General features: G+C 52.9%; 26 protein-coding genes and 1 pseudogene. 12 read left to right on the top strand and 15 right to left on the bottom strand.

What is annotated here, in order from left to right:
• Window position 1 precedes the first annotated feature (1 nt).
• Entirely contained in the window at window positions 2-1,180 is a 1,179-nt protein-coding gene (locus V2S86_RS07270) for a Gfo/Idh/MocA family protein (protein WP_330761850.1), read from the bottom strand.
• 83 nt (window positions 1,181-1,263) lie between these two features.
• Window positions 1,264-2,187 carry a substrate-binding domain-containing protein gene (locus V2S86_RS07275; protein ID WP_330761851.1) on the bottom strand — a complete coding sequence of 308 codons (924 nt, stop codon included), beginning with the start codon at window positions 2,185-2,187 and terminating at the stop codon, window positions 1,264-1,266.
• Window positions 2,188-2,528: 341 nt separating this feature from the next.
• Here V2S86_RS07275 and V2S86_RS07280 point away from each other — a divergent pair, with 341 nt between their 5' ends.
• From V2S86_RS07280 to V2S86_RS07290, 3 genes are all read left to right on the top strand, one after another.
• Window positions 2,529-3,542 carry a LacI family DNA-binding transcriptional regulator gene (locus tag V2S86_RS07280; RefSeq protein ID WP_330763163.1) on the top strand — a complete coding sequence of 338 codons (1,014 nt, stop codon included), beginning with the start codon at window positions 2,529-2,531 and terminating at the stop codon, window positions 3,540-3,542.
• Between the two features lie 121 nt (window positions 3,543-3,663).
• Window positions 3,664-4,617 (top strand): 2-hydroxyacid dehydrogenase, encoded by a 954-nt coding sequence (locus tag V2S86_RS07285; RefSeq protein ID WP_330761852.1) that lies wholly within the window; start codon window positions 3,664-3,666, stop codon window positions 4,615-4,617.
• A gap of 355 nt (window positions 4,618-4,972) precedes the next feature.
• Window positions 4,973-5,581, top strand: coding sequence for a class I SAM-dependent DNA methyltransferase (locus V2S86_RS07290; protein ID WP_330761853.1), 609 nt, complete (start codon window positions 4,973-4,975; stop codon window positions 5,579-5,581).
• A 964-nt stretch (window positions 5,582-6,545) separates the two neighbouring features.
• Here the strand turns inward: V2S86_RS07290 and V2S86_RS07295 are convergent.
• On the bottom strand, window positions 6,546-7,397 hold the full coding sequence (locus V2S86_RS07295) for an SDR family oxidoreductase (RefSeq protein WP_330761854.1): 852 nt from the start codon (window positions 7,395-7,397) through the stop codon (window positions 6,546-6,548).
• Window positions 7,398-7,495: 98 nt separating this feature from the next.
• Here V2S86_RS07295 and V2S86_RS07300 point away from each other — a divergent pair, with 98 nt between their 5' ends.
• Window positions 7,496-7,921: a winged helix-turn-helix transcriptional regulator gene (locus tag V2S86_RS07300; RefSeq protein WP_330761855.1), complete on the top strand. Its 426-nt coding sequence runs from the start codon at window positions 7,496-7,498 to the stop codon at window positions 7,919-7,921.
• A gap of 88 nt (window positions 7,922-8,009) precedes the next feature.
• Here V2S86_RS07300 and V2S86_RS07305 read toward each other — a convergent pair whose 3' ends face one another.
• The 3 genes from V2S86_RS07305 to V2S86_RS07315 are packed head-to-tail and all read right to left on the bottom strand — an operon-like array spanning window position 8,010 to window position 9,194.
• Window positions 8,010-8,468 carry an SDR family NAD(P)-dependent oxidoreductase gene (locus tag V2S86_RS07305; RefSeq protein WP_330763164.1) on the bottom strand — a complete coding sequence of 153 codons (459 nt, stop codon included), beginning with the start codon at window positions 8,466-8,468 and terminating at the stop codon, window positions 8,010-8,012.
• A gap of 4 nt (window positions 8,469-8,472) precedes the next feature.
• A complete protein-coding gene (locus tag V2S86_RS07310; RefSeq protein WP_062790763.1) occupies window positions 8,473-8,769 on the bottom strand; it encodes a YciI family protein in 297 nt (98 codons plus the stop codon).
• Window positions 8,770-8,828: 59 nt separating this feature from the next.
• Window positions 8,829-9,194, bottom strand: coding sequence for a hypothetical protein (locus V2S86_RS07315; RefSeq protein WP_330761856.1), 366 nt, complete (start codon window positions 9,192-9,194; stop codon window positions 8,829-8,831).
• A 232-nt stretch (window positions 9,195-9,426) separates the two neighbouring features.
• Between V2S86_RS07315 and V2S86_RS07320 the strand changes: the two genes are divergently transcribed.
• Window positions 9,427-9,864: a winged helix-turn-helix transcriptional regulator gene (locus tag V2S86_RS07320; RefSeq protein WP_330761857.1), complete on the top strand. Its 438-nt coding sequence runs from the start codon at window positions 9,427-9,429 to the stop codon at window positions 9,862-9,864.
• A 27-nt stretch (window positions 9,865-9,891) separates the two neighbouring features.
• A pseudogene (locus V2S86_RS07325) lies at window positions 9,892-10,023 on the top strand (TetR/AcrR family transcriptional regulator); the annotation flags it as partial.
• A 61-nt stretch (window positions 10,024-10,084) separates the two neighbouring features.
• Here V2S86_RS07325 and V2S86_RS07330 read toward each other — a convergent pair.
• The 5 genes from V2S86_RS07330 to V2S86_RS07350 all read right to left on the bottom strand — a co-directional run bounded on the left by V2S86_RS07330 (window position 10,085) and on the right by V2S86_RS07350 (window position 15,066).
• Window positions 10,085-11,467 (bottom strand): carbohydrate porin, encoded by a 1,383-nt coding sequence (locus V2S86_RS07330; protein ID WP_330761858.1) that lies wholly within the window; start codon window positions 11,465-11,467, stop codon window positions 10,085-10,087.
• A 221-nt stretch (window positions 11,468-11,688) separates the two neighbouring features.
• Entirely contained in the window at window positions 11,689-11,994 is a 306-nt protein-coding gene (locus tag V2S86_RS07335; protein ID WP_330763165.1) for a PTS lactose/cellobiose transporter subunit IIA, read from the bottom strand.
• Window positions 11,987-13,390, bottom strand: coding sequence for a glycoside hydrolase family 1 protein (locus V2S86_RS07340; protein ID WP_330761859.1), 1,404 nt, complete (start codon window positions 13,388-13,390; stop codon window positions 11,987-11,989). Before V2S86_RS07340 ends, V2S86_RS07335 begins: the two co-directional genes overlap by 8 nt.
• Window positions 13,391-13,410: 20 nt before the next feature.
• Window positions 13,411-14,739 (bottom strand): PTS sugar transporter subunit IIC, encoded by a 1,329-nt coding sequence (locus tag V2S86_RS07345; protein ID WP_330761860.1) that lies wholly within the window; start codon window positions 14,737-14,739, stop codon window positions 13,411-13,413.
• Between the two features lie 12 nt (window positions 14,740-14,751).
• Window positions 14,752-15,066 carry a PTS sugar transporter subunit IIB gene (locus V2S86_RS07350; protein WP_006321882.1) on the bottom strand — a complete coding sequence of 105 codons (315 nt, stop codon included), beginning with the start codon at window positions 15,064-15,066 and terminating at the stop codon, window positions 14,752-14,754.
• 297 nt (window positions 15,067-15,363) lie between these two features.
• Between V2S86_RS07350 and V2S86_RS07355 the strand changes: the two genes are divergently transcribed.
• On the top strand, window positions 15,364-16,317 hold the full coding sequence (locus V2S86_RS07355) for a LacI family DNA-binding transcriptional regulator (RefSeq protein WP_330761861.1): 954 nt from the start codon (window positions 15,364-15,366) through the stop codon (window positions 16,315-16,317).
• A 76-nt stretch (window positions 16,318-16,393) separates the two neighbouring features.
• Here V2S86_RS07355 and V2S86_RS07360 read toward each other — a convergent pair whose 3' ends face one another.
• Window positions 16,394-17,599, bottom strand: coding sequence for an aldose 1-epimerase family protein (locus tag V2S86_RS07360; RefSeq protein ID WP_330761862.1), 1,206 nt, complete (start codon window positions 17,597-17,599; stop codon window positions 16,394-16,396).
• A 324-nt stretch (window positions 17,600-17,923) separates the two neighbouring features.
• On the bottom strand, window positions 17,924-20,368 hold the full coding sequence (gene bamA, locus V2S86_RS07365) for an outer membrane protein assembly factor BamA (RefSeq protein WP_330761863.1): 2,445 nt from the start codon (window positions 20,366-20,368) through the stop codon (window positions 17,924-17,926).
• A gap of 370 nt (window positions 20,369-20,738) precedes the next feature.
• Here bamA and V2S86_RS07370 point away from each other — a divergent pair, with 370 nt between their 5' ends.
• Window positions 20,739-21,491, top strand: coding sequence for a MipA/OmpV family protein (locus V2S86_RS07370; RefSeq protein ID WP_330761864.1), 753 nt, complete (start codon window positions 20,739-20,741; stop codon window positions 21,489-21,491).
• Between the two features lie 54 nt (window positions 21,492-21,545).
• On the opposite strand, the gene V2S86_RS07375 is transcribed toward V2S86_RS07370, so the two are convergent.
• On the bottom strand, window positions 21,546-21,908 hold the full coding sequence (locus tag V2S86_RS07375; RefSeq protein WP_442996137.1) for a nuclear transport factor 2 family protein: 363 nt from the start codon (window positions 21,906-21,908) through the stop codon (window positions 21,546-21,548).
• A 493-nt stretch (window positions 21,909-22,401) separates the two neighbouring features.
• Between V2S86_RS07375 and V2S86_RS07380 the strand changes: the two genes are divergently transcribed.
• Both V2S86_RS07380 and V2S86_RS07385 read left to right on the top strand, forming a co-directional pair.
• Entirely contained in the window at window positions 22,402-23,784 is a 1,383-nt protein-coding gene (locus V2S86_RS07380; RefSeq protein ID WP_330763166.1) for a diaminobutyrate--2-oxoglutarate transaminase, read from the top strand.
• Window positions 23,785-23,803: 19 nt separating this feature from the next.
• Window positions 23,804-25,276: a pyridoxal phosphate-dependent decarboxylase family protein gene (locus V2S86_RS07385; RefSeq protein WP_330761866.1), complete on the top strand. Its 1,473-nt coding sequence runs from the start codon at window positions 23,804-23,806 to the stop codon at window positions 25,274-25,276.
• A 252-nt stretch (window positions 25,277-25,528) separates the two neighbouring features.
• On the opposite strand, the gene V2S86_RS07390 is transcribed toward V2S86_RS07385, so the two are convergent.
• Window positions 25,529-25,921 carry a winged helix-turn-helix transcriptional regulator gene (locus V2S86_RS07390; RefSeq protein ID WP_330761867.1) on the bottom strand — a complete coding sequence of 131 codons (393 nt, stop codon included), beginning with the start codon at window positions 25,919-25,921 and terminating at the stop codon, window positions 25,529-25,531.
• Between the two features lie 95 nt (window positions 25,922-26,016).
• On the opposite strand from V2S86_RS07390, the gene V2S86_RS07395 reads away from it, so the two are divergent.
• Both V2S86_RS07395 and V2S86_RS07400 read left to right on the top strand, forming a co-directional pair.
• On the top strand, window positions 26,017-26,427 hold the full coding sequence (locus V2S86_RS07395) for a DoxX family protein (protein WP_330761868.1): 411 nt from the start codon (window positions 26,017-26,019) through the stop codon (window positions 26,425-26,427).
• Between the two features lie 13 nt (window positions 26,428-26,440).
• A complete protein-coding gene (locus V2S86_RS07400) occupies window positions 26,441-26,812 on the top strand; it encodes an SDR family NAD(P)-dependent oxidoreductase (protein ID WP_330761869.1) in 372 nt (123 codons plus the stop codon).
• Window positions 26,813-26,915 lie beyond the last annotated feature (103 nt).

Raw genomic sequence — 26,915 nt, forward strand, 5'->3', positions numbered from 1 at the left:
CTTATTCGTAGTTAACCCAGGTGGCGCCGTTATCGGCGGAACGAACACAGTTTTCAATCCAACGCACGCCTTCCAGCCCCGCGTTGATATCCGGATAAATCAGCGAATCCAGCGTTTGCCGGTCGCCACGCTGGCTGGCGCTGATGGCGATAGCGAATTTGAGGTAGATGTTGGCCCAGGATTCGGCCAGGCCCTCGGTATGAAGAGCGCCGAGTCTTTCATCCGCCAGCGCGCTTTCATCCAGATACGGCATGCCATGATGCAGCGTTTGGTTCGGTTGCCCCTGGACTTCGTATTTCAACTCACCGGGGTTGTAATCGCTCCATTCCAGGCTGGCCAGCGACCCCACGATGCGAATGCTTTGGCTATCCATTGAGCCCGCATTGATAGACGATGCCCACATGCGGCCGACGGCTCCGTTTTCGTAATGCATAAGCACCATGGCATTATCTTCAAGAGGGGCACGGGAAGGGATGAAACTCTGCCGATCACATAACAGGGACTTGATTTTCATCTCGGGCAAAACCAGCTGCGAAATGTAAAAGGTGTGGGTGGAAATATCGCCCAGTACAAAGGATGGGCCGGCAATTTTGGGGTCAATACGCCATTTCTGCGCGTCGCTGAATTTGTCCGCACTTTCGTTCGAGCTGAAACCATGGGTGTACTGCAGCTCAACCATGCGCACGTCGCCAATGTCGCCTTTGGCGATCATTGCCCGCATCTGCATCAGCAAAGGGTGGCCCGAAAACCCGTAGGTAACCCCGACGATGAGTCCTTTTTCTTCCGCCAACGCTTTGATTTCTTTCGCCTCCGCCGTGGTGAAGAACAATGGTTTTTCACAGATAACGTGGATGCCGGCATTCAGTGCCGCCCGGGTAATTTCATAATGGGTTCCATTGGGCGTTGCGATGGTCACTACCTCAATACCATCGGTTCTTTTGGCTTCTTCTGTCAGCAGTTGCTGGTAGTTGTCATAACAACGTTCGGAAGGCACACCCAGATTGACGCCAAAATCACGCCCGCGTGCCGCGTCAATGTCAAAGGCGCAGGCAACAAGTTGATAGGCGGTGTTATCGCGTAGAGCACCCGAACGATGCTTGTAACCGACCTGGCTGAGGCGGCCACCGCCGATCATGGCCCAACGCAGGGGGCGGGTAATACTTTTTTCACCATTTAACATATTGATTCCTTGAGTTATCATTATTGCACCCGGGTGCAGTGCAGGTTAAAAAAACGGACGTTTGATGCTTTGTGGTGCGGGCGTTATTTCTGACTAATCTGTGCGAATTGTTGGAAATTTTCTTTGGTGACGATCTCGTAAGGCACCCAGTTATACGCCTCTGTTTTTTCGTGATCCAACATAGCCTTTGTCACTTTGACCGCACCTGTCGCCTGGGCTTTGGCATCCTGGAAAATGGTGACGGCCATTTCACCATTCTTGATAAATTGCAGGCCGTCGGGCGTACCATCAATACCGGCAACCAGAACACCGGTCTTTTTGGCCTGCTTTAGCGCCATGATTGCGCCAATGGCCATTTCATCGTTATTGGCGGCAATAGCGTCAATAGGCAGGCCGTTTAACAACCAACCCGACATCACATCAACAGCCTCATTGCGCTGCCATTTTGCCGTTTGCTTTTCCACCACTTTCATTTCCTTGTATTTGGCAATAACAGCTTCCGCAGCACGGGTTCTCTCGCGTGTTTCTTCGTTGGATAGGGCACCCATGAGTATTGCCACATTGCCTCGGTAGTTCATTTTTTTCGCCAGCGTTTCCATCTGGAGGGTGCCGCTTAATGCCGCATCCGAACCCACGTAAGCCGTTGCACCTTCCAGCTTCACTTCCGGTTTACGGTTTACAAATATCAAGGGAATATTGGCGCGTCTGGCGGCGACGATCATCGACTTAACGCCTTGCGTATCTACAGGGTTGAGAATGATGGCGTCAACGCCTTGATTGATTAGGTCGTCGACTTGCTGTACCTGTAAAGCCACATCGCCTTTGGCATCAGAAAATTGTCCTTTCAGTTGCTGCGCTTCCAGCTCCTGTACCATTTGAGTCCGTAATATCGAAATAAAATTTAAATCGAAATTAGCCAGAGCTACGCCGACCTGGTTGGTTTTTGCTTGAGCGGTACACACCAACATCGAGCTCAATAACATCAACAGCAGTCTTGTTTTTTTCATCGTTGTATCCTGTAAGGGAAGGTTGTTGTGGCAAAGCACAGTGAATGGCGCTGTCGCGTTCTGTTTTTTATCACCTCTGCACCCGGGTGCAATCAGGGGTAAAAAAAAGCTGCGAATATCTTAGAGCCATCCTGAACGACGAGTTAAATTTCATACAGAGTCAAAATTTGGTCAATAGAGCAAAAGCGGAAAGGGCGCGGTTTGTCACAAAACCGTTACTTTTTGCACCCGATTGCAAATAGCAATTGCAATCGGGTGCAAAAATAAAAATAATCGAGAAAGCCATGTTCAAATGCAGGATGCACCTTTCAACCTTCGGACACAGGGATATGACAAAAACCATGATAAAACGCCATAAAGCCACCGCCAGCGACGTTGCCCAAAAGGCAGGGGTGTCGAAATGGACGGTATCGCGCGCTTTCACCCCCGGCGCTTCCATTTCGGAGCAGGCACGTGAAAGCGTATTGGCCGCGGCCACAGAACTGGGCTATCGGCCCAATCTTCTGGCACGCAGTTTGTCTCAAAAAAAGACCCACATTATTGGGGTGGCAATTGATGAGTTGAAAAACCCGCATTCGATGATGATGCTCGATGTGGTGACGAAACAACTGCAAGCCCGGGGGTATATGGCACTTTTGCTTAATATTACCGCCGGAGAGAACTACCTGGCGGCCATGTCCATGGCCGACCAGTTGCAGGTAGATGGCATCTTGTTTCTGGGCACCTCTCTGACGGAAGAATGGTCTGCGATCGCGAAAGACTTGCATCAGATCCCCCTGGTGCAAGTGTGCCGCAACACCGAAGGGAAACACATTGATATTGTTAACATTGACGGTTATCAGGCGGGTAGAGAGATCGCCAACCTGTTGATCGCTCAAGGACATCAGCGATTTGGCTACATGAAAGGACCTGATACCCTAAGCAGCCATTTGCTGCGAATGGAAGGCTATCGAGACACACTGGTGGCGGCGGGTCTGCACCTGGATCAAGTCTTAACCGCCGGACATTATGATCGGCAATGCAGCTTTCAGCTGATGATCGATTACATGCATTCAACCCCAATTCACGAGCAGGTCGATGCGCTATTTTGCGAAAACGATGTTCTCGCGTTGGGCGCACTCGAAGCCTTAAGGCAAGATCCGTTCACTGCAATCGCCGTAGTGGGTTTTGACGATATCGACGAGGCCAGCGCGCCAAGCTGGGCGTTGACCAGCTACAGCCAGCGGCTTGATCGTCTTATCGCGGAAGCGCTGAATCGCCTTATCGATGAACGCGCCACGCCAGAAGGTGAGTGGCGTCAGGGAGAGTTGCGCATAAGGGAGTCACACCTGAAAAAAGTGCTTACGCCAAGCTAAGGGCGGTCATTCAACACAGAGAATTGAGGCGCAGATTCGTAATCAGCACTTTCCGGCTTAAGGTCCGGGCACCGGTCGCGGTATTCTGTCGATCGCCTGTCTTGCCGCCGGAACTTTTTCTATGAAACGTCATCTTCTGATACTGGTTGAACTTGCGCGCGAACATCATGCCAGCCTTGAGTTGGCGGGTTTTACCGTTCATGCCACCCGTTCTGTAGCGGCATGGACGGCGCAAAAACCAAGGGTCGATGTACAGGCAGTGCTAACCAACGGTTCCATTGGACTCAGTGCAGACGAAATATCCGCGCTGCCGGCGCTTGAAATCATCTGCGCCCTCGGCGCGGGCTACGAGAATATCGACCTCACTGCCGCACAGGCGCGGGGTATTGTCGTGACCCACGGCCCCGGTACCAACGATGCCTCGGTAGCCGACCATGCGCTAACATTGCTGATGGCCATTGCCCGCGGGATCCCGCAGGCCGATGCTTCCGTTCGCCGGGGCGAATGGAAGCAAGCACGGCATCCACGCCCGATGGTTTTCGGCAAAAAATTGGGGATCCTCGGCCTCGGCAACATCGGCATGCAGATTGCCCAGCGCGGGGCCAGGGGGTTTGAGATGCCCGTGGCTTACCACAACCGCCAGCCGCGTAACGACACCTCTTATCGCTATTGTTCAAGCCCGGTCAACTTGGCCGAATGGGCTGATTTTATGGTGATCGCAACCCCAGGCGGCGGGCAAACCCGCCACATCGTTAACGCGGAGGTGCTTGATGCTCTGGGCCCAAACGGATTTCTGATCAACATTGCGCGCGGTAGCGTGGTAGATACCCCGGCGCTTATCAACGCCCTGCAACATCAACGCATCGCCGGCGCGGCTCTGGATGTGGTAGAGGGCGAACCTGCCGTGCCGCCGGAGCTTGCGCGGTTAACCAACGTTATTTTAACGCCGCATATCGCCGGGCGGTCTCCCGAGGCCATTGCCGCAACTGTCCAGTTGGTTATTGATAATCTGTGTGCGCATTTCCTGGCAGAACCGCTGCTTACACAGGTGATCATAGGTGACAATGTCACTTAATGAGGCCGGAATTGTTAATTTACGGCAGTTAAACGACGTATTTTGGTGAAATCTGCCGGGCCAAAAATGGCTGAAAGAGCAAAAGGTGGCTACCGATTGGTTATCTGTTATAGATACTGAATGGCCGGTCATTGAGCAGTCTCTGGTTGGCTGGCTTTGTACCTGAAAATTTCACTGAAGAGGCGCACAGAAACTTAGGCTCGAGACATTTTTTATAAGCAACAACCCCTTAAAGACGTACCCTTAATCAGGTGCTGAGCATGATGTTCATCGGCAAGTATTGGCGCATTCTGTAAGGCCAAGTATGCCAATCTTTGTCAGATTTCACGTAGCGCGATCAAAAAGAAGAGGGTAAATGACACATTCTGCGGCCGCGAAGATCATCACTTTATACGAACAGCATGCCGAAGCCTGGAAAAGGTTGCGGACAACCGATCTGTTTGAGCGGCCTTGGCTGGACAGATTCCTGAATCTGGTACCGACAAATGCAAGGCTCCTGGATATCGGTTGTGGTAATGGAATACCGATCGCTGAATATTTCATTCGACAAGGTTTTACCGTAATGGGGATTGATAGCTCAGGATCAATGATCGACTCATGCTTGAAGACATTTCCGCATCAGCAGTGGCGAGTGGCAGATATGCGAGAATTGGTGCTGGATGAAACCTTCGGTGGACTGATTGCCTGGGACAGTTTTTTTCATCTTACGCGTAATGACCAACGTCAGATGTTCAACGTTTTCCGCAAGCATGCTGGCAGCAAAGCAGCATTGATGTTTACCAGTGGCACAAGCGATGGCGAAGCGATTGGCACATTTGAAGGCGAGCCATTGTATCATTCGAGCCTGGCGCCGGCAGAGTATCGGCAGTTGCTGCATGAAAATGGCTTTCACGTTGTGAAGATGGTTTTCGAAGACCCTGAATGCGGAGGAAGAACAGTGTGGCTAGCGAAAAGCACGATCTGAGGCGATATGCGGATAAGGTCATAGGTCATGACAAAGGCCAAAACCTCAGAATCTACGTATCCCTATATAGGTGCGCATAATGTATATTATGTTAAATTGCATTATTGGCTGCGCACCAGGCTGGCTATCTATCAGGTTCTCCCACCTCACCTTCATACTTACCGGTTTTACTCTCAAGTACATGGCAAAATTTGGCTTTGGCGATCCAAGTCTTTTAAGCATTACCGGTTTTCTTGTCAGCCGATATGCTCAGATAAAAATGCATCGCTAACGATCACCGTTCTCGTTGATGATAACGACCTGCTCGATGAACGTTTTGTGCATAGAGCAACGGCGTTCATCAACATCACGGGGAAAACTGTTCGTCATCAATACGACTCTGTTCTCGGCAATCGTCTCTAGCGAACCCTCGGCAAAAATCTGCGACTAACTATTTTAACTGCCCAGTCCTGCGCAGTTTTCTGTTTGGCCGTTGGCTGAATTAGCCAACGCTGCCATGCAGCACGACAATCGCGCCGTTACATTCCGCTGACTGGTGAAGCTGAACCGCCGTGACTGCATCACTGCCATTACCTCAATGAACTCGCTCCAAACGCCCTTCTTTTTTGATCGCGCTACGTGAAATCTGACAAAGATTGGCATACTTGGCCTTGCAGAACGCGTCAAAATGCACTGGCTGAAAATCATATTCAGCACCACTTTTTGAACTGTCAAAACCCATCAAGTCAACGATTCGCTGCTTTCTGTAAGCCAATTCGTACATGTTGCCGTCGTAAACGTTAACACTATGTTCAGGGATGTCGATGCTATGTCGGAAGCTATCTAAATAGGGAAAATATATTATCGGTCACAGCTATTTCAGATCATTAGACGGGGATGCAACAAAACCCAGCCTGGTGATCCTGCACATTGTCGACTGCCTGATTAAAGGCGAGATTGTTCAGGATCCCTTTTCGTAAGACGGTCAGCTCGCCTTCAGAGCCTGTTCAACGCTGGTTGTCAGCGGGGTCGTCGGGCGGCCGATAAGCCTGGATAATGTACCACCTGCATCGAATAACGCTCCCTGAGAAGCGCCCACATCCCAAGATGCGATCGCATCGGCGAGCCCTGCTGGCAGGCCAAAGCTATGCAGTGCCGCCGCATATTCGGCTTCAGGAAGGTTATGGTAAGCGATGTCCTTGCCCGTCTGGAGGGATACCTCGTCTGCCAGATCTTTCAGTGTCCATGCAGTGTCTCCGGCCAATTCGTAGGTCACATTCACGTGGCCGGCGCTGCTCAACATCGCCACTGCCGCTTCTGCGAAATCTTCACGGCTGGCCGATGAAATCCGGCCTTCACCGGCGCTTCCTATAAAAGCGCCATTGGCTAGTGCTGCGCCAACGGAACCGGTGTAGTTTTCGGTGTACCAACCGTTGCGCATGATCGTGTAGGAAAGGCCAGAGGTCTTAATCGCGCTCTCCGTTGCAAGATGTTCACCGGCCAGGTTCAAAGGTGAGACGTCTGCATGGAGCAGGCTTGTGTAGACAATGTGTTTCACGCCCGCCTTCTTCGCGGCGGCGATCACATTGGCGTGCTGGGCGACGCGTTGGCCGACTTCACTTGAAGAGATCAGCAAAAGGCTGTCGATACCGGCCAGTGCAGCATCGAGCGTGTCAGGTTGCACATAGTCGGCAGCACGTACGCTAACCCCTAGCGATTGCGCTTTTTCCGGGGTGCGTACCAAAGCAACGATGTCGCTGGCCGCCACTTTCTGTTTAAGCTTCTCAATAACGATACGGCCTAACTGGCCTGTGGCGCCGGTGATGGCAATAGTCATGGCATAACTCCTTGAAATTTGATTGTGCGGTTAATCACGACTCGACTATAGACCAGATACTAACTTATAGTAAGTACGTACAAAAAGGTAAGTGAGGCATGATTTCACCTGTCCAAAGAGGCTCTATGACAAACTCCGTAGTTGAACCTTTATCCGAAAAAATGTTGCGCGGCGACGTAATGGCCGCGGCCTGTCCTTCACGCGAAATCTTGAGCCATCTTACCAGCCGCTGGGGGGTACTTATTCTGATCGCGTTGCTGCCCGAGACACTGAGGTTCAGTGAAATTCGCCGCAGGATCGGGGGAGTCAGCGAGCGAATGCTGGCTCAAACTCTGCAGTTATTAGAGAAAGACGGCATGATTAACCGCTATGACTACAATATCGTCCCGCTACGCGTAGAGTACACGCTCACGCCACTTGGAAAAGAAGCTGCGGCCAAAGTTCGGGATTTAGCGGACTGGATCGAGAACAATTTGGCGGCACTGACACTGGCGCACAATAGCCCTGATGCAGTTGCCTCATAGGGTTGGGGCCGATAATTTTCAGCCGTCGGTTCCAGATCTCGAAGAGCAATCTTTACCCTTCGAGGTCTGGTCACGGGATAACGCCCTCTCACGGGCGATAACGTTTCGCCGGCTGAGAATTGCTGAAGCCTTTGGCCAGTGCCCAACGCGCCTGTTCGAAGGCTTCCCAGGTTGCGGCCTCCGGCACCGGCGGGATGGTCACCAGCTCCTTGCGGTCGAAGCCGATCAATGCGGCATCCACCAGATCCTCGACTTCCATCACATCCGGCACCTGGCTGATATCCCCACCTGCCCGCTCGTAAATTTCAGTGCGCGTGGCGGCCGGCAATACAGCTTGTACGTAGACGCCTTTTGATGACACTTCTGCGGCCAGGCTTTGCGATAACGTCAACACATAGGATTTGGTGGCGGCATAAATCCCTGGTGCATATTCGGGTAACAGAGCCAAAACGGAGGCGACGTTAATGATGGCACCCTGTCCGCGAGCAACCATTCCGCCAATGGCGGCGGAGGCAAGCAAGGTCGGCGCAAGAACATTCAGGCGCAGAAGCTTAGCCGCGGGCTTTCAAATGCAGCATGGAGTAATGTTCGTAGTGGCCGACGCCATTCTTCACAATGGGGTCTTCCGCTGTAATGGCCGCGATATCCTGTTCATCGGCAATTTGGTAGAGCGAGACGCCATAGCCACCCTTTTCATCAATCACCGGGCCATGGGCCACGATCAGGCCTTGGGCAAGCAGCTCGTTCAAAAAGTCGGCGTGTTGCTGCATCCATTTTTGTTCGTCGGCAGACATCGTGGTCAGGAAATTAGCTCGCGGCGGTATAAATTTGCACAGGTAATATTTCATGGTCAGTCCCTCATTGAAATCATTTAAATTTCATTTAAACGTCGCAGACGTTATTTCTGTTATGCAGACTTCACGCTTTTCAGAATTTCACCTTCAAAGATTTTTGGCATGTGCTGCTGAAGGAACAGGATTATTCTGCTCATTTTCCCCACAGGATTGCTGAATTTCGGTTTCTTCGCCGTTATCAGGGCGGAAATGGTTTTGATCACCGCGTCAGGCGCTTCGGCTTCATCAATGCCCTTCTGCGTCGCGGCCATGGCCTGTTTGCGATAGGTGTTGTAGTCGGCAATGTCACGGCCTTGTGCGGAAACGGCATTGTGGCCCAGGTTGGTTTTAATAACGGTAAAACCCTGCTGGTGAAGGCTATTGGCAAGCATCAGCCCAAAACCCGATGATGCACCTGTAATTAAAACGGTCTTTTTCATGGTGTTCTGTTCCAAAAGGCGGTGTGGTTTCACATTCCGCAATACCATAGAGATATCAATGATGGATAAATGTGCCGCTGGCACCTACCGGCACCGCCAGGTCGCAGTGATTACCCGACCTAAGTTAGTATCGTTTTAGTAGTTAGTCAATACCAAAACAATACTAACAAAAAAGTCGGCGAAGGCGAGCCTGCATGATAGTATCGTTTCAGTAGTGAGTGAGGTGAAAATTATGAACACAAATTCCTATTCTGAAAACATCTGCCCCATCGCCCGCAGCGTCACTTTTCTTGGCGATGCCTGGACAATGCTGATCCTGCGCGATGCCAACTCCGGCATGACGCGCTTTGACCAGTTCCGCAAAAGCCTGGGGATTGCCCCCACCATGCTGACCAAACGGCTGGCAATGTTGACCGAGGAAAATCTGCTTGAGAAACGGCAGTATTCGGAGCGCCCGTTACGTGAGGAGTATATTTTGACCGAGGCCGGCCGCGACTTTCTGCCGGTGCTTATCATGATTGGTGCCTGGGGGCGAAAGCACCGTGGCGAAGGCAAGTTGCTCCGTCTGCTGGATGCCGAGGCGGGAACCGACATCAACGCGATAGCGATTGATACCGTCACCGGGGCCGAGATTGGCACACGCGCAATCCAGATGGTGCTCCCGGAATGATAGCCTAAAATTCTTTATTAAACGTTTCGCCGCGTAGCACGGCAACTGGACGCCATGCTGTTTGGTTACGGTGAACATCTTTTTACCCTGCCTTCTGCGCAAGCATTGAAACAGGCGGAAGAAGACATTGATGACTTCATTCAACGAAACTTGCTGCTCATTGATAACGACCAGACGGGGCCGGGGTGGCCACCTCTGCAGCCACCCCGCCGGTCTGTCATCAGAACCAGGCTTCCCACATTGCGCCGACGTTGAACGAATCCAGTTGAGTATCGTCGTCGGTGCCGTTCACGCGGGCGGTATGTTTGTTATCCACCTCGCCGCCGGTGACGTAGAAGCGCAGCATGGGGCGGAACTCTGGCCCCATCGCGATCGAAATATTCTGCGACAGCGTGAGTTTCCAGCCGTGGTTATCGCCGCCCTGGTCGTAGTCTACCCGCTGGTAGCCCGCCTCCAGCCAGGTTGAATGCACGTCGTTCCACCAATACATCGGTCGCACAATCGCGCCGTAGTTACGGCGGTCGTCCGTGCCGTCGGCGTCGTTGGAGTAATCATGGAAAGCGAGCAGGTATTCCACCTGCGCCTGCTGGGTAAACTTGTAGTTCCCCTCGAAGCTGGCGTAAACCGCCGTCAACTCGTCCGTTTTGTTGTAGACGCTGTTATCCGCATTGTTGGAGTAACGGGCGATGACTTTATTCACCCCTTTGTCACCGGTATGGCTCAGCACCACGCCGCCCTGCCAGGCTTTCAGGCGCTCATCGCTTTCCACGGCTTTAGAATCGAAGCCATAGTTGGCGTAGAGTTCCACATCCAGCGGGCCGACCTTCATGCCGTGAATTTTCGAGGTCAGCGCGTAGTTGCCTTTATCGCCGGTTCCTGAACCGCCGGTACAGGTGATGCGCGACGGGTTGGCTTCGTCTTCCGCCACTCTCGGGTCACAGGACTCAACGGCGGCGACGGCGGCGACGTCAAACTGTACGCCGCCGATATCGAAGTTCTTCACCCCCGCCCCCTGGCCATCGTGATTCATCCAGAAATAGTCGTTGATGCCCTGTTGCGGACGCTGATGAAAATCGCGGCCGGCCCACAGATAGGCATTCGGGTTGGAGGCCAGAATATTGGTGACGCCGGCATAGGCTTTCTTGAGGTTTACCTCGTCGCCCCAGTGGTCGAACATCACATTGACATCCCAGATTGCGCCGTTATCGCCTTTGAACGCTTTAGAGAGCTGGAATTCGCCGCCGTTGCCTTCGTTACCCAGTCGGCCCAGCGCGGACGCGCCGTTGTAGGAACCGTCAACGCCGACGAATTTCTGATCGCCGCCCTGGAACTGAGCGCCGTAACGGGCGTAACCAGAAAATTTGACGCCAAACGGGATCGCCATATCCGGCGACTGCGCGGCGCTTTGCGGCTCGGTAATCACATCGGCTTTCTTATTCATGGCGGTATCTATTTTCGCCTGCCGTTCCGCCAGGGCTTTATCGACCGCTTTTGCCACTATGGCGTCGATTTGTTCTTGGGTAAATTCTTGAGCGAGTACGGATCCAGAGCAAAGCGCGGCCATTACCGCCAACGCCATTGGCAATTTATTATATATTTTCATGGTTATCTCAATTGTACACAGGTGATATTATCAGCCACGCGAAGGTGGCTTTAATAACATCCTGTGGGCTGGTTTGCATTTAGATAACAGCCATCCTGTTTTGGTTTTTTTAAAAAAAACCGTGCTATCACCAAAACAAGCTGATTCTTTATTATTGATATGGGTACAGAGCAATTAAATTTTCTTCGTAATTATTTCTCCTTATTGAAATGAATAATGTGCTATTTACGTTGGTAAAGATGAATGATCTCTTCCGATAGTTCACGTGCCAGTAAAGACGTCATTAAATGGTCCTGCGCGTGAACCATAATCAAGGTCATTGGCTGTCGGGCTTCACCGGCATCCTGTTCGATCAGTTTGGTTTGCATATGATGCGCCTGGCGCGAGAAACCATCGGCCTGCTGCAACAGCGCTTTGGCTTCGCTGATGTTGCCTTCCCGCGCGGCGCGCAACGCTTCAAAGCACAGGCTGCGCGACTGGCCGGCGTTGACGATAATCTCCATGACCGCTTCTTCCAATTCAATCATCATTCGTCCCCAGTTCGTTAAACCCATTGTCTGCGGCGGTGGCGGCAAACCACTCTCCGCTTTTCTTGACGGTACGTTGCTGGCTGGCTAAATCCAATTGCACCAGACCGTAGCGATTTTTATAGCCGTTGCACCATGACCAGTTATCAATAAACGTCCACATGTGATAGCCGAGGCAATTACTGCCTTCGCTAATGCCTTTATGCAGCCATTTAAGGTGTTCGGAAACAAATTCAATACGATAACGATCGTTGATTTGGCCGTTTTCCACAAAACGTTGTTCGTTTTCCACACCCATGCCATTTTCGGAAATAAAACAGCGCGGGTTGTCATAATTAACGCGCAAGTTTGTCAGAATGTCATAAATACCCGGCTCGTAAATTTCCCAGCCGCGGTAAGGATTCATTTTTCTGCCGGGCATTTCATAGTTTTCGAATAACCATTCAGGCATAAAGGGCGCCAGCGGGTTTACGGCACTGTCGCGGCATTTCACGCGCCGCGGCTGGTAATAGTTAACCCCAAGCAGATCAATCTTTCCTTCGGCGATCAGCGCCCGATCGCCAGGTTGGCAGGCCGGAAGCTGATCCCAGGTTTTCAGCAAAGCCACCAGATCGGCCGGGTACTCGCCGCGCAGCACCGGATCGAGGAAACTGCGGTTAAACAGCAGGTCGGCGTGATGCGCGGCACTCACATCCGCCGGGTTTTGCGAACGCGGGTAGGACGGCGTCAGGTTCAGCACGATACCGATCTCCCCGGCGTAAAGCCCGACACGAAACGCCTGTACCGCCGACGCATGCGCCAGCACCGTGTGGTAGGCCACCGTCGCCGCCCGCTTAAAGTCGACCACATTGGGATAGTGGAAATCATACAGGTAGCCGCCTTCGACCGGCACAATCGGCTCATTGAAGGTGAACCAATGCATCACCCGGTCGCCAAACAGCTCAAAACAGACCTGCGCATAGCGGCTAAAGGCCGTGACCACGTCGCGATTTTCCCAGCCGCCCTTCTCCTGCATCGCCATCGGCATATCGAAGTGGAACAGCGTAATAAACGGCTTGATGCCCTGCGCCAGCAGCTCATCAATCACGTTGTTATAAAACGCCACCGCCTGCGGATTCACCTCGCCCGTGCCGTCCGGGATCAGCCGCGACCAGCTGAGGGAGGTCCGAAAACTGTTATGGTTGAGCTGTTTCAGCAGCGCGATATCCTGGCGCCAGTTCCGGTAAAAGGTCGACGTCTCCTGCGGGCCCACCTGCTGATGAAAACGCCCGGGCTCATTGGCGTACCAAGTGTCCCAGATTGTCGGGCTTTTACCGCCCTGCAGGCTGTCCCCTTCGGTTTGCAGCGCAGAGCTGGCGCTGCCCCACCAGAAGTGCTCGGGAAATACGTATTTCATGCTTCGCTTCTCCATAAATATCAGTTGTTGCCGAGGGTTCCGGCCAGCGGTGCCCCGTTCTGCGCTTTTTGCTCTTCGGTTTTCATTAAAGAGCGCTCGTAGGCTCGCAGGAACGGCAAGTACATCAGGGCGGACATCACCATACAGATGACGCACATCACTACCGGACTGAACGCCCAGTTCGCCGCCCAGGAGGCGCCGATGGGTGCCGGCGTGGTCCACGGCGTAAGCGAGACCACCTGCGCCAACCATCCCAAACGCGTCGCGGTATAGGCCAGTACGGCGTTGATCATAGGAACGCAGACAAACGGGATGAACAACATCGGGTTCATGATGATCGGCGCACCAAACAGGATCGGTTCATTGATGTTAAAGAAGCTCGGCACCACGCCCATCTTGCCGATGGTGCGCAGATGCGCAACGCGGCTGCGCAACAGCAGGAAAGCCAGCGGTAACGTCGAACCGACGCCGCCAATCAGCAGATAGTGATCCCAGAAACCCTGCAAATAAACGTGCGGCAATGCCGCCCCGGCCGCCAGCGCCGCCTGGTTTGCCGACAAGTTCGCCATCCAGAATGGGTTCATGATGCCGGTGACGATCAGCGCACCGTGAATGCCGGCGAACCAGAAAATCTGGCACAACAATACCGACAGCAAAATGGCAGGCAGCGAATCCGAGGCGGACACCAGCGGTTCCAGCAGATGCATAATCGCCTGCGGCAGGATCATGCCGGTTTGCGCTTCGATAAACAGATTCAGCGGATGCAGCGTACCAATCACCACCAACACCGGGATCAGTATCTCGAACGAACGCGCCACGCCGGTGGGCACCTCTTTCGGCAGGCGGATGGTGACGTTGTTCTGCTTGAGCCAGGCGTAAACGCGGGTTGAGTAAATGGCGGTGATCAGGGCGGTGAAAATCCCTTGCCCGGAAAGATACTGGGTGGATATTTTACCGTCGGCATAAGGGGCAGCCACCAGCAAAAAGGCCATAAATGCCAGCAAGCCGGACATCACCGGATCGAGATTAAACTGCCGCCCGAGGCTGGCGCCAATCCCCACGGAGATAAAGAAGGTCATCACCCCCATGCTCAGGTTGAACGGCAACATCAGCTGTGCGCGATAAGTCTGCGAAAAATCCAGCCAGCCACGCGCAAAGCTGTTCGTGGTGTCGGCGGAAAACGGCGGAAAGATAAAGACCAGCATGAATGAGCCGATAATCATAAACGGCAGCGCGGCGGTAAAACCATCGCGGATGGCAATGACATATTTTTGCTGCCCCAGACGGCCGGCCAGCGGAGTGATGGATTGCTCGATGACGGCAACCATTGACTGATATAACGAACTCATAGGAACACCTTTTTAGTGCGCCGCTGCGATCAGCGACAGAGCATAGTCCAGTACCTTCTCACCGCGCTGCATGCCGTAGTCCATCGGATCAATGGGCTGAACGGGTATGCCTTGGACGGCAGCCTTTTCTGACAGTGTTTTAAGCATATATTTTACCTGCGGCCCCAGCAGCACCACCTGATAGCGTGGAAACTGCGTATCGAACTCGGCTACGCCATAGGCATCGATCTCGACCGGCAACCCCCTTTCATCCGCCGCCTCGACCATTTTCCTGACCAGCAGGCTGGTAGACATCCCGGCGGAACAACACAGCATAATTTTGTACATCGACAACCATCCTCAACGAGTAAATAACCTGAATGCGGGAATGATTGGATATCATACGGAAACCGTTTTCCATTGGGTGAGAGTGGAAGTGTGATACTCATCATGATCTAGGCAGCGCAAGGGTTTTTTATTGGATTTGCATCACATATTTTTGCCTCACCCAGAGAGGTTTTGAGATGCTATGGAAAATCGGTTTCCATGAAAAAAAGAAAAAGGTTATACTGCTGGCGGCGATAATGTGAGCCATTACCGGATGGGTTTTTACAGGCTGCAGCTTGGGTTTGTCAGGAGAGAAAGATGTCAACAATCAACGATGTATCACGTTTAGCTGGGGTGTCAAAAGCCACAGTCTCACGGGTGTTGAGTGGAACGCGCGGCGTTAAGGAAGCCAGCCGTCTCGCGGTATTGCAGGCCGCAGAAGAGCTCAATTACCGGCCCAATGTGATCGCGCAATCATTGCTTAGCCAATCGACGGGCTGCATCGGGGTTATCTGCGCGCAGGAGAACATTAACCAGACCACAGGTTATCTTTATGCGCTGGAAAAACAGCTCAGCCAGCATCAAAAGCATCTGCTGCTGCGTTTCGCCAACACCAAAGCGGGCGTAATGAACGCGCTGGACGAACTCACCTGCGGGTTGTGCGACGACGTGCTGATTATCGGCGCCCGGTTCCCGCTCAACATCCCGCATGACAACGTGATCCTGGTCGATTGCGTTGAGGCCGATACGCCCAACAGCATTCAGTTCGACCACGCTTTCGCCACCGAAAGCGCCTGCAATTACCTGATTAGCCAAGGCAGACGCCAAATCGCCTTGATCCATCCGGATGCCGGCGGCTCTGCCGATCAACTGCTGCTCGGTTACAAGCTTGCTCTGGAAAACAACTTTTTGCCGTTCAATCGCAACCTGGTGTTTATGGATTCGACCACCTCTTCCGTCGCGGTACAGGTACTGCTCAATAACGCCACCACGCTCAATTTCAACGCGCTGCTGGTGGCGGACGAGCAGGAGGCACAGCGGGTGATTACTCAGCTACAGGCGTTCAATAAATCCGTACCGGACGACATTATGGTCTTTAGCCTGGCCGGTTCGCTGCATTTACCCGGCATTCCGGCGATCCCCTCCATCGAATACTCAATGGACGCCATGGCGGCGCGCATCGTCAGTTGGTTGACGGAGAAAACCCGGGATATGCTCGGAGCCTGCGTGCTGCGCGGGGATTTGATTATCCCGGATTCACGCAAGCGTTAAACGATTGCCGGCGCCGCCGGAAAACAAAACGGGCCAACAAGGTTTGGCCCGCGATCGGTACAATTTTCACTGACGACTATTCTACCGCGATAGGCGTCTCAACCAGTTTGGGCTGATTGCTCCCCTGCAGCGTCTTGATCTTGTCCTGGTACACTTTCACCTGTTCAGCATCTTTCAGCAAAGTATAGGTCAGCTCGAAGTCGGCACTTTGGCCAGGCTGCAGCTGTTTGATACGCCCTTGTTCCCGTTCGATTTTCACCGGATAGGCATAGTTGGTCCCCGGTTCGATGCCGGTGACGTATCCCTGGCGTTCGGTATCCGTATTCTTCCACAATGTCAGCAGCGGCAACTGGTGGGTATCGAAACCTATCGCCACACCGCGATCCCCGCGCCGGTTGTGCAGCATGGCGAGCGTTTTGCCCTGTGCATCCGCATAAGGCAGGATGTTGAACACCATTTCGTCATAGCCTTTGGTCGGGCCCTGATAGGTTGCCCAATCTTTCAGGCCGGCTTTGGCGTAGTCGTTAAAGGGTGAGATTTCCTTGATCGGTGCACTGAATACCGCACCTTCTTCCAGCAGCGGTTTGCCGAAGTTGCTGTGGTAAATGATCTCGTAATCTCGTGGGTAATCGGCGCGGTTGGTCACGCGGTCATGGATTGAAAACGATTGTGATCCAGGGATATAACGCAGCTCGGTCCAGGTTTCCAGGTTGCTTTTCTTGAAGGTGTTTTCTTTCAGCAACCCGCGAATGCGGACTTCGTACGGGGCTTTTTCGGCGATCTCAATCACCACTTTCGAGGCCGGCGTATTGCCGGCGCGGCCATGCAGCGTGTAAAGCGTGCCGTTGTCGACGCCAGGGTGCCCGGTCCATTCAAAGCCGCAGCGCACCATCATTTCATTAAAACCGTCCAGCCACCCCAACCCATTGCGGCTGTCCAGATTGATGTAAGCCGGGTTGACCACCTCGGTCACCGGTGAGTCCCAGCCCAACCGGACGTCTGACCCCTTCACATTCAGAATATTCATGCCGCGTGTCGGGCTCAGAGCAATCGTCAGGCCGGCGCTGCTTAAGGTGATCACCTTGGAACCTTCCTGCTTACCGCCGTGCAGTACCTGCTGCTGTAAGCTGAAGCCCGCCCCTGCGATGTTCAGCTTTTGGCTGTCGGTTTGCCAATTGCCTTGTTCAATGCCTTTTTCCGAGTCGGTCAACACAATGGTCTGCGCGTTTACTGCGCACGAAATCAAAGAGATAACCGCCGAAAGTGTAATTAACTTTTTCATGGTGCCGTCCTTAACGTTAGCTGAAAGGTTTTAGCTAAAACAATGAAAAAATAGATCTCGGCGGCCAATTAAAAAGAGAGATAAGTCACTTTTCCGATAACAACGGGATAACAATGAAAAATAATGGAGTGCAAGTCACCTTATCAATGTAATAAATGATGTGTAATCACAAAATTAATCGATATAAATCACTGCAAAGATGGCACATTGCTGTAAGGTGTCAGCAAAAAAAACACCGCATCGGTAAAACTAAGTTTATTATTTATTATCAATGTATTATGTGAAAATCAAAGCCTGCGGAGATTGGCAGGCTTGGCGTCAGGATTACCAGGTTTTGCCGATGTTGAACTGGAATTGCTCTGCCTTGTCCCCTTCGTACTTTTTGATCGGGAACGCATAAGAGAAGGACAACGGCCCCAACGGCGACTGCCATTGCAGTGCAATACCTGCCGCAACGCGGATGTTGCCCGGATCACCGTAATCCGGTATCCCGGCGGCGAGCGTTTGGGAGGTATTCTGCCAATGGGTGTCCCAGACCGTGCCGGCATCGACAAACATTGAGGTGCGCAACGAATTGGCGTAGCGATCATTAATGAACGGCGTCGGGAATATCAACTCGGTACTGGCAATGGCCATGGCGTTACCGCCCACGGCATCATCGGATTTGTCGACAGGACAATCGCTGTAGGCACTCTCCGTGCCGCTACAATGATAGTAAGCCGCTTTAGGGCCAATACTGTTGGAAGAAAACCCCCGTACGCTACTGGAACCACCGGCATTAAAATTATCGTAGAACGGCACTTCATGGCCGCCAAGACCATCGGCATAGCCGGCTTTGGTACGCCCCATCACTATCCATTTATTATCGCTGCTCAACGGCAGATACTGATTGACGCTGAACGTCAGCTTGTAGTAACTGTTGGTCGACCCCGGTACGGTAATCTTGCCGTTCAGGCTGGCGCTGGTCCCGTCAGTCGGGAAGAAACCGCGGTCAAGCGTGTTGTAATTCCACCCCACGCTCGCAAAGAAATCATTGGCCGTGAAACGGGCATCGTTATCGTCGTCTTGCGTGGTGATGCGGGGGTTGACATTGACCGAGTTGAGGTAGCGCCACATGGCCACCTGCGGCGCCATACCGCTAAGGCGGGTATTGGCATAGTCGAGGCCAAGGCCAAGCGAACTGTTTTCGCCGATCGGGAAGCCAAGATTGCCGCCGATGCCCAGGCTTTTCATGGTGTATTCAGCGAGATCGTCATCTTCCGCATCATAGTCGTTATAAGAGATCTTCCCGCCTAAACTTACGCCGTCCACCGTGAAATAAGGGTCAGTCATCGACAATTCGATATAGGTCTGGGAGTCGCTTTTGGTGCCGTTAAAACCGACGGTATTCCCACTGCCCAGCCAGTTGTCCTGGCTGACGCCCACTTGAAAACTGGCCCCGCTATCCGTGCCGTAACCGAGCCCAAAGTTAAAGCTCCCCGTATTGCGCTCTTTAACTTTATAGACAACATCGACCTGATCGGGTGATCCCGGCACTCGCTGGGTTTCCGTCTCCACCGTTTCGAAGAAGCCGGTACGATTCAGGCGTTGCTTGCCCTGTTCTACCCGATCGTTGCCTAACCACGCCCCCTCCATTTGCCGCATCTCGCGCCGCAAAACGGAATCTTTCGACGTGCCGTTGCCTTCAAAACGGATCCTGCGCACCGAGTAACGTTGACCGGCATCGACATTGACGTGCAGTTTTACCCTCTTATCCGTCTGATTGATTTCAGGTTCTATCCCTACCCGCGGGAAAGCGTAACCGTAACGCCCCAGCAGCTGCTTGATGTCATTTTCCATACGGGTAATTTTTGCGCCGTTGTACAGCTCGCCCGGCTGGATGTGCGTCAAGGCGTCAATCTGCGGCAAGTACCCCGCCATATTGCCGTTCAGCACAGTACCGGACAGCGAGTACCGGCTGCCTTCGGTAAGGTTGATGGTGATATAAATGCCCTTTTTGTCCGGGGTCAGGCTCACCTGGGTTGAATCAATCTTAACGTTTGCATAACCCCGGTCGAGGTAAAAACTGCGCAAGGTTTCAAGATCGCCGGCCAGTTTCTGTTTCTGGTACTTGCGATCGCTCGCCAGGTTCCACCAGGGCACGTCATCGCGCAGTTGCAGGTTGGCGAGCAGTTCGTCCGAGCGGAAGGCCTGATTGCCGATCACGTTAATCTGCTGAATTTTGGCCGATACCCCTTCGGTGAACACCAGTTTCAGATCGATGCGATTACGCGGCAATGGCGTGATGACCGCGTTTACGCGGGCGCTGTATTTACCCACGCTATAGTAAAAATCCTCCATGCCTTTCTCGATCGAAGACAGCGTAGTGCGATCAAGCGCCTCGCCCACGCGTACCCCCGAAGACTCAAGGTTCTGTTTTAGCATGTCGTCTTTCACCGTTTTGTTGCCGGAGAAAGAGATGCCGGCAATCGTCGGCCGCTCTTTGACTCTAATAATCAGGACATGATCGTCCCGCAGAACCTGCACATCGTCGAAGTTGCCGGTAGCGAACAGCGCGCGGAGAGTATTGCCGATATCTTCGTCAGACAGCGTGTCGCCAACGCGTACCGGCATACTCAGTAATGCAGCGCCTGGCGCAACGCGCTGGAGCCCTTCAAAGTGGATATCTTTCACCAGGAACCCGTCTGTGGCATAGGCCGAAAGGCTATTAAGGAATAGCATTGCAACAATTGATTTCTTCATCTTGATTGGCATGTCTCGAGTGTTCATAAATACTGCGTCAGCTTTATACCTGTGGATAAATCTTTACCACGGCCATGCGGAACATCCGTTTACTATCGGCATAGTATTCCCGGTACTGTCATTTAAAGAGATATCCCACTGACTGCTCGCCTTATAAATAATTCAAAACAAGCCCCCGACCTTTCGCATTATTTTCACAAACCTGACACTCTTAAACTCTTTCGCCAGCCGACTGGGCGTTAAAATCGGGAAATGTCCATTAAGGTAATTAACGAGCCTTTGTAAGCAAACAATCAAGCTCGCGTAAAAAATAAGGAAATATGAATTTTTTGTGCCGTGGTTGCTATAAATTCCCTACGTACCACACCCGGTACCTATTTACTTTCAGGTAGACCTTATGAGCCTTTATCCGGTAATGAAATGCCGCGTGCTTTTGATGCTTCCTCTTTTCTATGCGTCAGGTGCGTTCGCCGGCGAATGGTCGCTGGGCGCGACTGCGGGGGGTGGCATCAGCCCCTATCGCGATACGGACAATACCCTGACTGCGCTGCCGCTCATTGGGTATGAGGGGGAGGATTTTTATCTGCACGGGTTAAAAGGAGGCTATCACCTGTGGAAAGACGAACAGAATCAACTGGACGTGATGGGTTATTATTCGCCGTGGCATTTCAAACCCGGCGACAGTGACGATGAGCGTATGAAGCGCCTGAACAAGCGCCGTTCAACTGCAATGGCCGGCGTTGAGTACACCCATCACGCCGATTGGGGAGCCATTCGCGCGGCACTTTCCGCTGACGTGTTGAACAACAGCAACGGCCTGGTGGGCGATCTGGCCTATCTGTACCCCATCCACCTGAATGACTGGGAAATCACCCCGATAGCCGGTGTCAGGTGGGACAGCAAAAACCAAAATAAATATTACTATGGCATCAACGCCGGCGAATCGCGCCGAAGCGGGCTGGCCAGTTATACCCCGGACGACAGTTTCACCCCTTACCTGGAACTGGCTGCGCGCTATCATCTGAATAAAAGCTGGGAGACTTTTGTCTCTGCACGTTACCAATCGCTGCCAAACACCGTTAAAAACAGCCCAATGGTGGATAAATCAAATATCGGCACGCTCTCCTTTGGCGTTAATTATTCCTTCTGACGCGGATATTGCCTGCTTTCTTTTTATTGGGGTACGTGAGGATTTAATGAACAATTAATCCGTTGCCGGCGTGCCCTGATGAAAACGCAGCTGCCAGCGCTCGCCGGTCTGATGCTCCGATAACACCCAGACAGACGAACGCAACGTTAGCCTCGTGATAGTGCCTGCGGCATCGCGCTGGAAGCTTTTGTACGTCAGCAACGCCACAGCCTCCGTCATCATGACCAACTTGAAATCTTCGGCATGGATCACTGGTCGACCGGTTTCTTGCTCCAGCGCCGCAACGGTTTGCCGCTTATCATAATGCCGCCCCGAGCGGCCTATCTCTTCAAAATCATCATGCAGCAATTCACTGACAAGCTTGCTGTTGTTACGCGTCGCCGGTTGATGCAGTTGCATCTCCAGCGTTGGGATCATGGTTGAAACGGTCAAAACACGCTCCTTTTTGCTTACACCTGCGGGCACTTCTGGTTCATTGACTCGACGATGTTTTTGCCAGGAAACCGGGTTCATGCCCGAATTTCAATACACGGAAAAAATCTGGCAAAAGCATAAGCCACTTCGATATTTATTGATTCACGTACCGCCTCTGCTCAAGGCCGCTACTGGCGCGGCCTGGCGGACGAGCCATCCCCCGTCGGTCAGTCTATCGCCACACAAAAAACGTGTCTAAATGTTGTCAGCAAACATTTTAGCCGAGGGTATAGCCTCAGGGGGGTGGCATGAATGGTCACAAAAACAGCAACATATTGGCAATGGCATAAAAAAACCAATAAAATCAAAGGGAAATAAGCTATTGAGTCCCAGGCTAAAAAGCCATATATTGGACGCGATTTTTTACCGGGTTTACTTTTAAATTCAATTAATTCAACCAGGGCGTTTTGACACTCCCGGTTGTAGGAGAGATATGATGACGGATAAAGTCCGTATTGACACTTTAGTTGCGAATTCATTAAATGGAAACAATGAAACCTATTTGGCGAGACAGGCCGAATTTGAATCGAATGTCAGAAGTTATCCACGCAAATTGCCACTGGCCATCGCCAAAGCAGAAGGCGTGTGGATCACAGACGTTGAGAATAATCAGTATCTTGACTGCCTGGCTGGCGCCGGAACCCTGGCGCTTGGGCATAACCACCCTGACATGCTGAAAAGCATCCAAGATGTCATTACCAGCGGCTTGCCGTTACATACCCTCGATCTGACCACGCCATTGAAAGATCGTTTCTCCGAATACCTGCTTTCCTTGTTGCCCGGCCAGGGCAAAGAGTATTGCCTGCAATTCACCGGTCCATCCGGCGCAGACGCCGTTGAAGCCGCACTTAAGCTGGCCAAAAAACACACCGGTCGCTCCGGCGTGATCAGCTTCTCCGGCGGCTATCACGGCATGACCCATGGCGCGCTGGCGGTAACGGGTAACCTGTCACCGAAAGAAGCCATCAACGGCATGATGCCGGAAGTCCAGTTCATGCCCTACCCGCACCTGTACCGCTGCCCGCTGGGCATTGGCGGCGAGGCCGGCGTCAAGGCATTGACCTACTATTTCGACAACCTGATCAATGACGTCGAAAGCGGCGTACGCAAACCTGCGGCCGTCATTCTGGAAGCCGTTCAGGGTGAAGGCGGCGTTAACCCGGCCCCGGCCGAGTGGTTGCAGCGCATTCGCAAAGTCACTCAGGAACACGGCATTTTGCTGATCATCGATGAAGTCCAGGCCGGCTTTGCGCGTACGGGCAAATTCTTCGCCTTTGAGCACGCGGGCATTGAGCCGGACATCATCGTGATGTCGAAAGCCGTAGGCGGCGGTTTGCCATTGGCCGTATTGGCCATCAAAAAACAGTTCGACGCCTGGGAGCCCGGCCACCATACCGGTACCTTCCGCGGCAACCAATTGGCGATGGCCACCGGCCTGACCACCCTGCAGCACCTTAAAGACAACCAGATTGCCGAAAAAGTGGCCGCCCAGGGCGAATGGCTGAAAGCCCGCCTGGCCGAGCTGCAAAAACGTTATCCGGTGATAGGTCACGTGCGTGGCCTGGGCTTGATGATTGGCATTGAGATCGTCAAACCACACGAAGCGCAAGATCATATGGGTTGCTACCCTGCTGATGGCCAATTATCCGCACTGTTGCAGAAAAAATGCTTTGAAGCCGGGCTGATCCTGGAGCGCGGTGGCCGCAATGGTTGCGTGCTGCGCTTGCTGCCTTCCTTGCTGATCACCAACGATGAGTTGGGTATTTTCCTGGATAAATTTGAACAAGCCCTGTTAGCGGCCGGCGTCAAACCCGTCTGATGTGGAGTGAATGACCGCGATGTCCAAGTTAAACCCGATTCTGGCGGCCTCGGCGCAAAGCACCGAGGCATACCAGCAAGCGATTGCACAGAGTAGCCAGGCCGTTGTGCAGTGGCTGCAACAACCTGAGATGTATCAGGGGAAAACCGTTGCCGAACTGCGTGAACGCATTACGCTCGATTTCAATCCACAGGGCCTGGGCAACCAGGCCGCGATTGAACGCGCGATTGAGTACTTTTTAAAAGACAGCCTGTCGGTTCACCACCCGCAGTGCGTGGCGCACTTGCATTGCCCAAGCCTGGTGGTCAGCCAGGCCGCTGAGGTCTTGATTAACGCCACCAACCAAAGCATGGACTCCTGGGATCAAAGCCCGTCCGCCACCATCATCGAGATGAAATTGATCGAATGGTTGCGCACCCAGGTAGGTTATCAGCCTGGCGATGCCGGGGTGTTCACCAGCGGCGGTACCCAGAGCAACCTGATGGGCCTGATGTTGGCGCGCGACGCCTTCTTTGCGCGCCAGGGGCACTCTATCCAGCAGGATGGCCTGGTCGGCAACCTGAGAAAGATTAAAGTGTTATGTTCTGAAAACGCCCACTTCTCGGTGCAAAAGAACATGGCGTTGCTGGGCCTGGGTTACCAATCCGTCACGCTGGTGAAAACCGATCGCTTCGCGCGTATGGACCTGAACGATTTAGCCGAAAAAGTGGCGCAGGCCGAAGCCAACGGCGAGCAGATCCTGGCGATTGTAGCGACCGCAGGCACCACGGATGCCGGCGCTATTGATCCTCTGCGCGCTATCGCGCAGTTGGCGGCGAAACACCAGATCTGGGTGCATGTCGATGCAGCCTGGGGCGGTGCATTGCTGCTGTCGGAGAAATACCGCGATTATCTGGATGGCATTGAATTGGTGGATTCCATTACGTTGGACTTCCATAAGCAATTCTTCCAGACCATCAGCTGCGGTGCCTTCTTGCTGAAAGAAGCCCGTCACTATGAGCTGATGCGCTATCAGGCGGCCTACCTGAACTCCGAGTTCGACGAAGCGCAGGGCGTGCCGAACCTGGTGTCCAAATCGCTGCAAACCACCCGCCGTTTCGATGCGTTGAAACTGTGGATGGGCCTGGAAGCCCTGGGGCAAAAGCAGTACGCGGAGATCATCGATCACGGCGTTACGCTGGCGCAGCAGGTTGCGCACTACATCGGCGATCAACCCTCGCTGGAACTGGTTATGCAGCCGCAGTTGGCCAGCGTCCTGTTCCGCTACCTCCCGCCGCAGTTGGCGACGAGCGGCGATGCGGCGATTGCCTTGCTCAACCAACGGATTGGCGATGCCTTGCTGGAATCGGGCCGCGCCAACGTGGGCGTTACCGAGTTTGACGGCGTTACCTGCCTGAAAATGACGTTGTTGAACCCGACCGTCAGTCTGGAAGACATTAAAGTGTTGCTGGCGCTGGTGGAAACCACTGCTCAGCAATTGCCGGCCGCTTAAACCGGTTTGCCGTTAAAAGCCGATAGCATTCTGCTATCGGCTTTTTTACGAGCATCGCTACCTGCGAGGTAGACGATGAAAGCCCTTCTCGGTTTGCCCGTGAGTACCCTCGTTTCTTTGGAATCCCCCCGAAAAAGGCATAGTGCCCGACGCTGCATGAAGCAACTATGACAGATCGCCAAAATCTGCTTTAACGATGGCACTGCCAACGACAGGAGCACTCCCGTCGTTGGCAGTTCGGCTGGATAAAAGTTATCCGGATGTTTTTCCCGGCGTTGTGCGGCGCCCTCTCCCTGCCGGTTTTACCGGAATATCGCCGCCATATTCGAGCCACCATACTGTAAGTGCCTCCATAGTGGGCCCGAGCCCGCGAGCTTTTTTTGTGATTTCATATTCTACTCGTGGAGGAACCTCCGCAAAAACGGTTCGGGATACCAACCCATCATTTTCAAGTTCCCGAAGCTGGGCCGTCAGCATGTGTTGAGTTACCCCAGGGATCGCTTTTCGCAGTTCGCCAAAGCGGTAAATACGCTGGTTCAGGAGCCACATGATTTCCAGCTTCCATTTGCCAGACAGCAAGCCGAATGCACGGCGCATTTCTTCATGCATGTTAACTTCAGCGCCCTCATTGGTATGGTTTTCCATACTAACCCCTTGTATTTCATCCTACTTGTTAAAATTCATCATAGGCTACATGCTTGCGCCGGTCGACAGTTTCGATTAACAAAAGGACATTCTCCATGACCGAAATTTGGATTTACTGGATTAGCACGGCCTTGCTGGGTTTCTTGTATGTCACTTCAGCAATACTTTATATCGTCAAGCCGGGATGGGTGCGCCAGACGCTGGTTGATTTTGGCTACCCCGCTTATCTGCATCCTCTGCTTATCGCAGTGAAAATTCTGGCTGTCGTTGCCCTCCTGTCGCGCGTTAGCGTTTTTCTTGGCGATTTGGCTTACGCAGGTATTTTCTTTCACCTCATGCTCTCCGCAATGGCTCATGTTGGCGTCAAAAAACCGATGGGTGCCTTACCGGCCGTGACAGGACTTGTATTAATGGCCGCGTCATTCACCACGCAAAATGCAGCAAGGACACCCCCTTCTTCTTATGCAGAAACCGTCGCTAATCACATGTTGTCCCATCAAATCTAAAAGGAGAGTGGCCATGAATCGATTAAGTGGAAAAGTTGCCCTTGTTACCGGAGCAAGTCGCGGTATCGGCAGGGCTATCGCAATGCTGCTGGCAACCGAAGGGGCGAAAGTAGCGGTGATGTCGCGAACCGCAAATGCGGTGGAAAATGTTGTCCGCGACATTCAATTGGCCGGCGGTTCAGCAATCGCAGTTGTAGGTGATATCAGTAGCGAAGAGCAGATCAACGCGGCGGTCGATCAAACGACTGCGGCTTTTGGCGGTATTGATATCCTGATCAATAACGCCTTTGATCCGACCATACCTCTGGCAAGCCGTGATGCGCAATTCCTGACGGGCTATAGTCTCACGCCGGATGGCGGAGCAATGATAGACAGCGCCCGCTGAGAGATTCACTGTTGATTAAGGTCAGGTATTCAACTACCTGGCCTTAAAAATAGCGCAGCGCTGGATATTTACCCTTTCACAAACAATCCCCTGCATAATAGCG

The organism is Serratia sp. C2(1) (assembly GCF_036352655.1).
Lineage (GTDB): Bacteria > Pseudomonadota > Gammaproteobacteria > Enterobacterales > Enterobacteriaceae > Serratia > Serratia inhibens.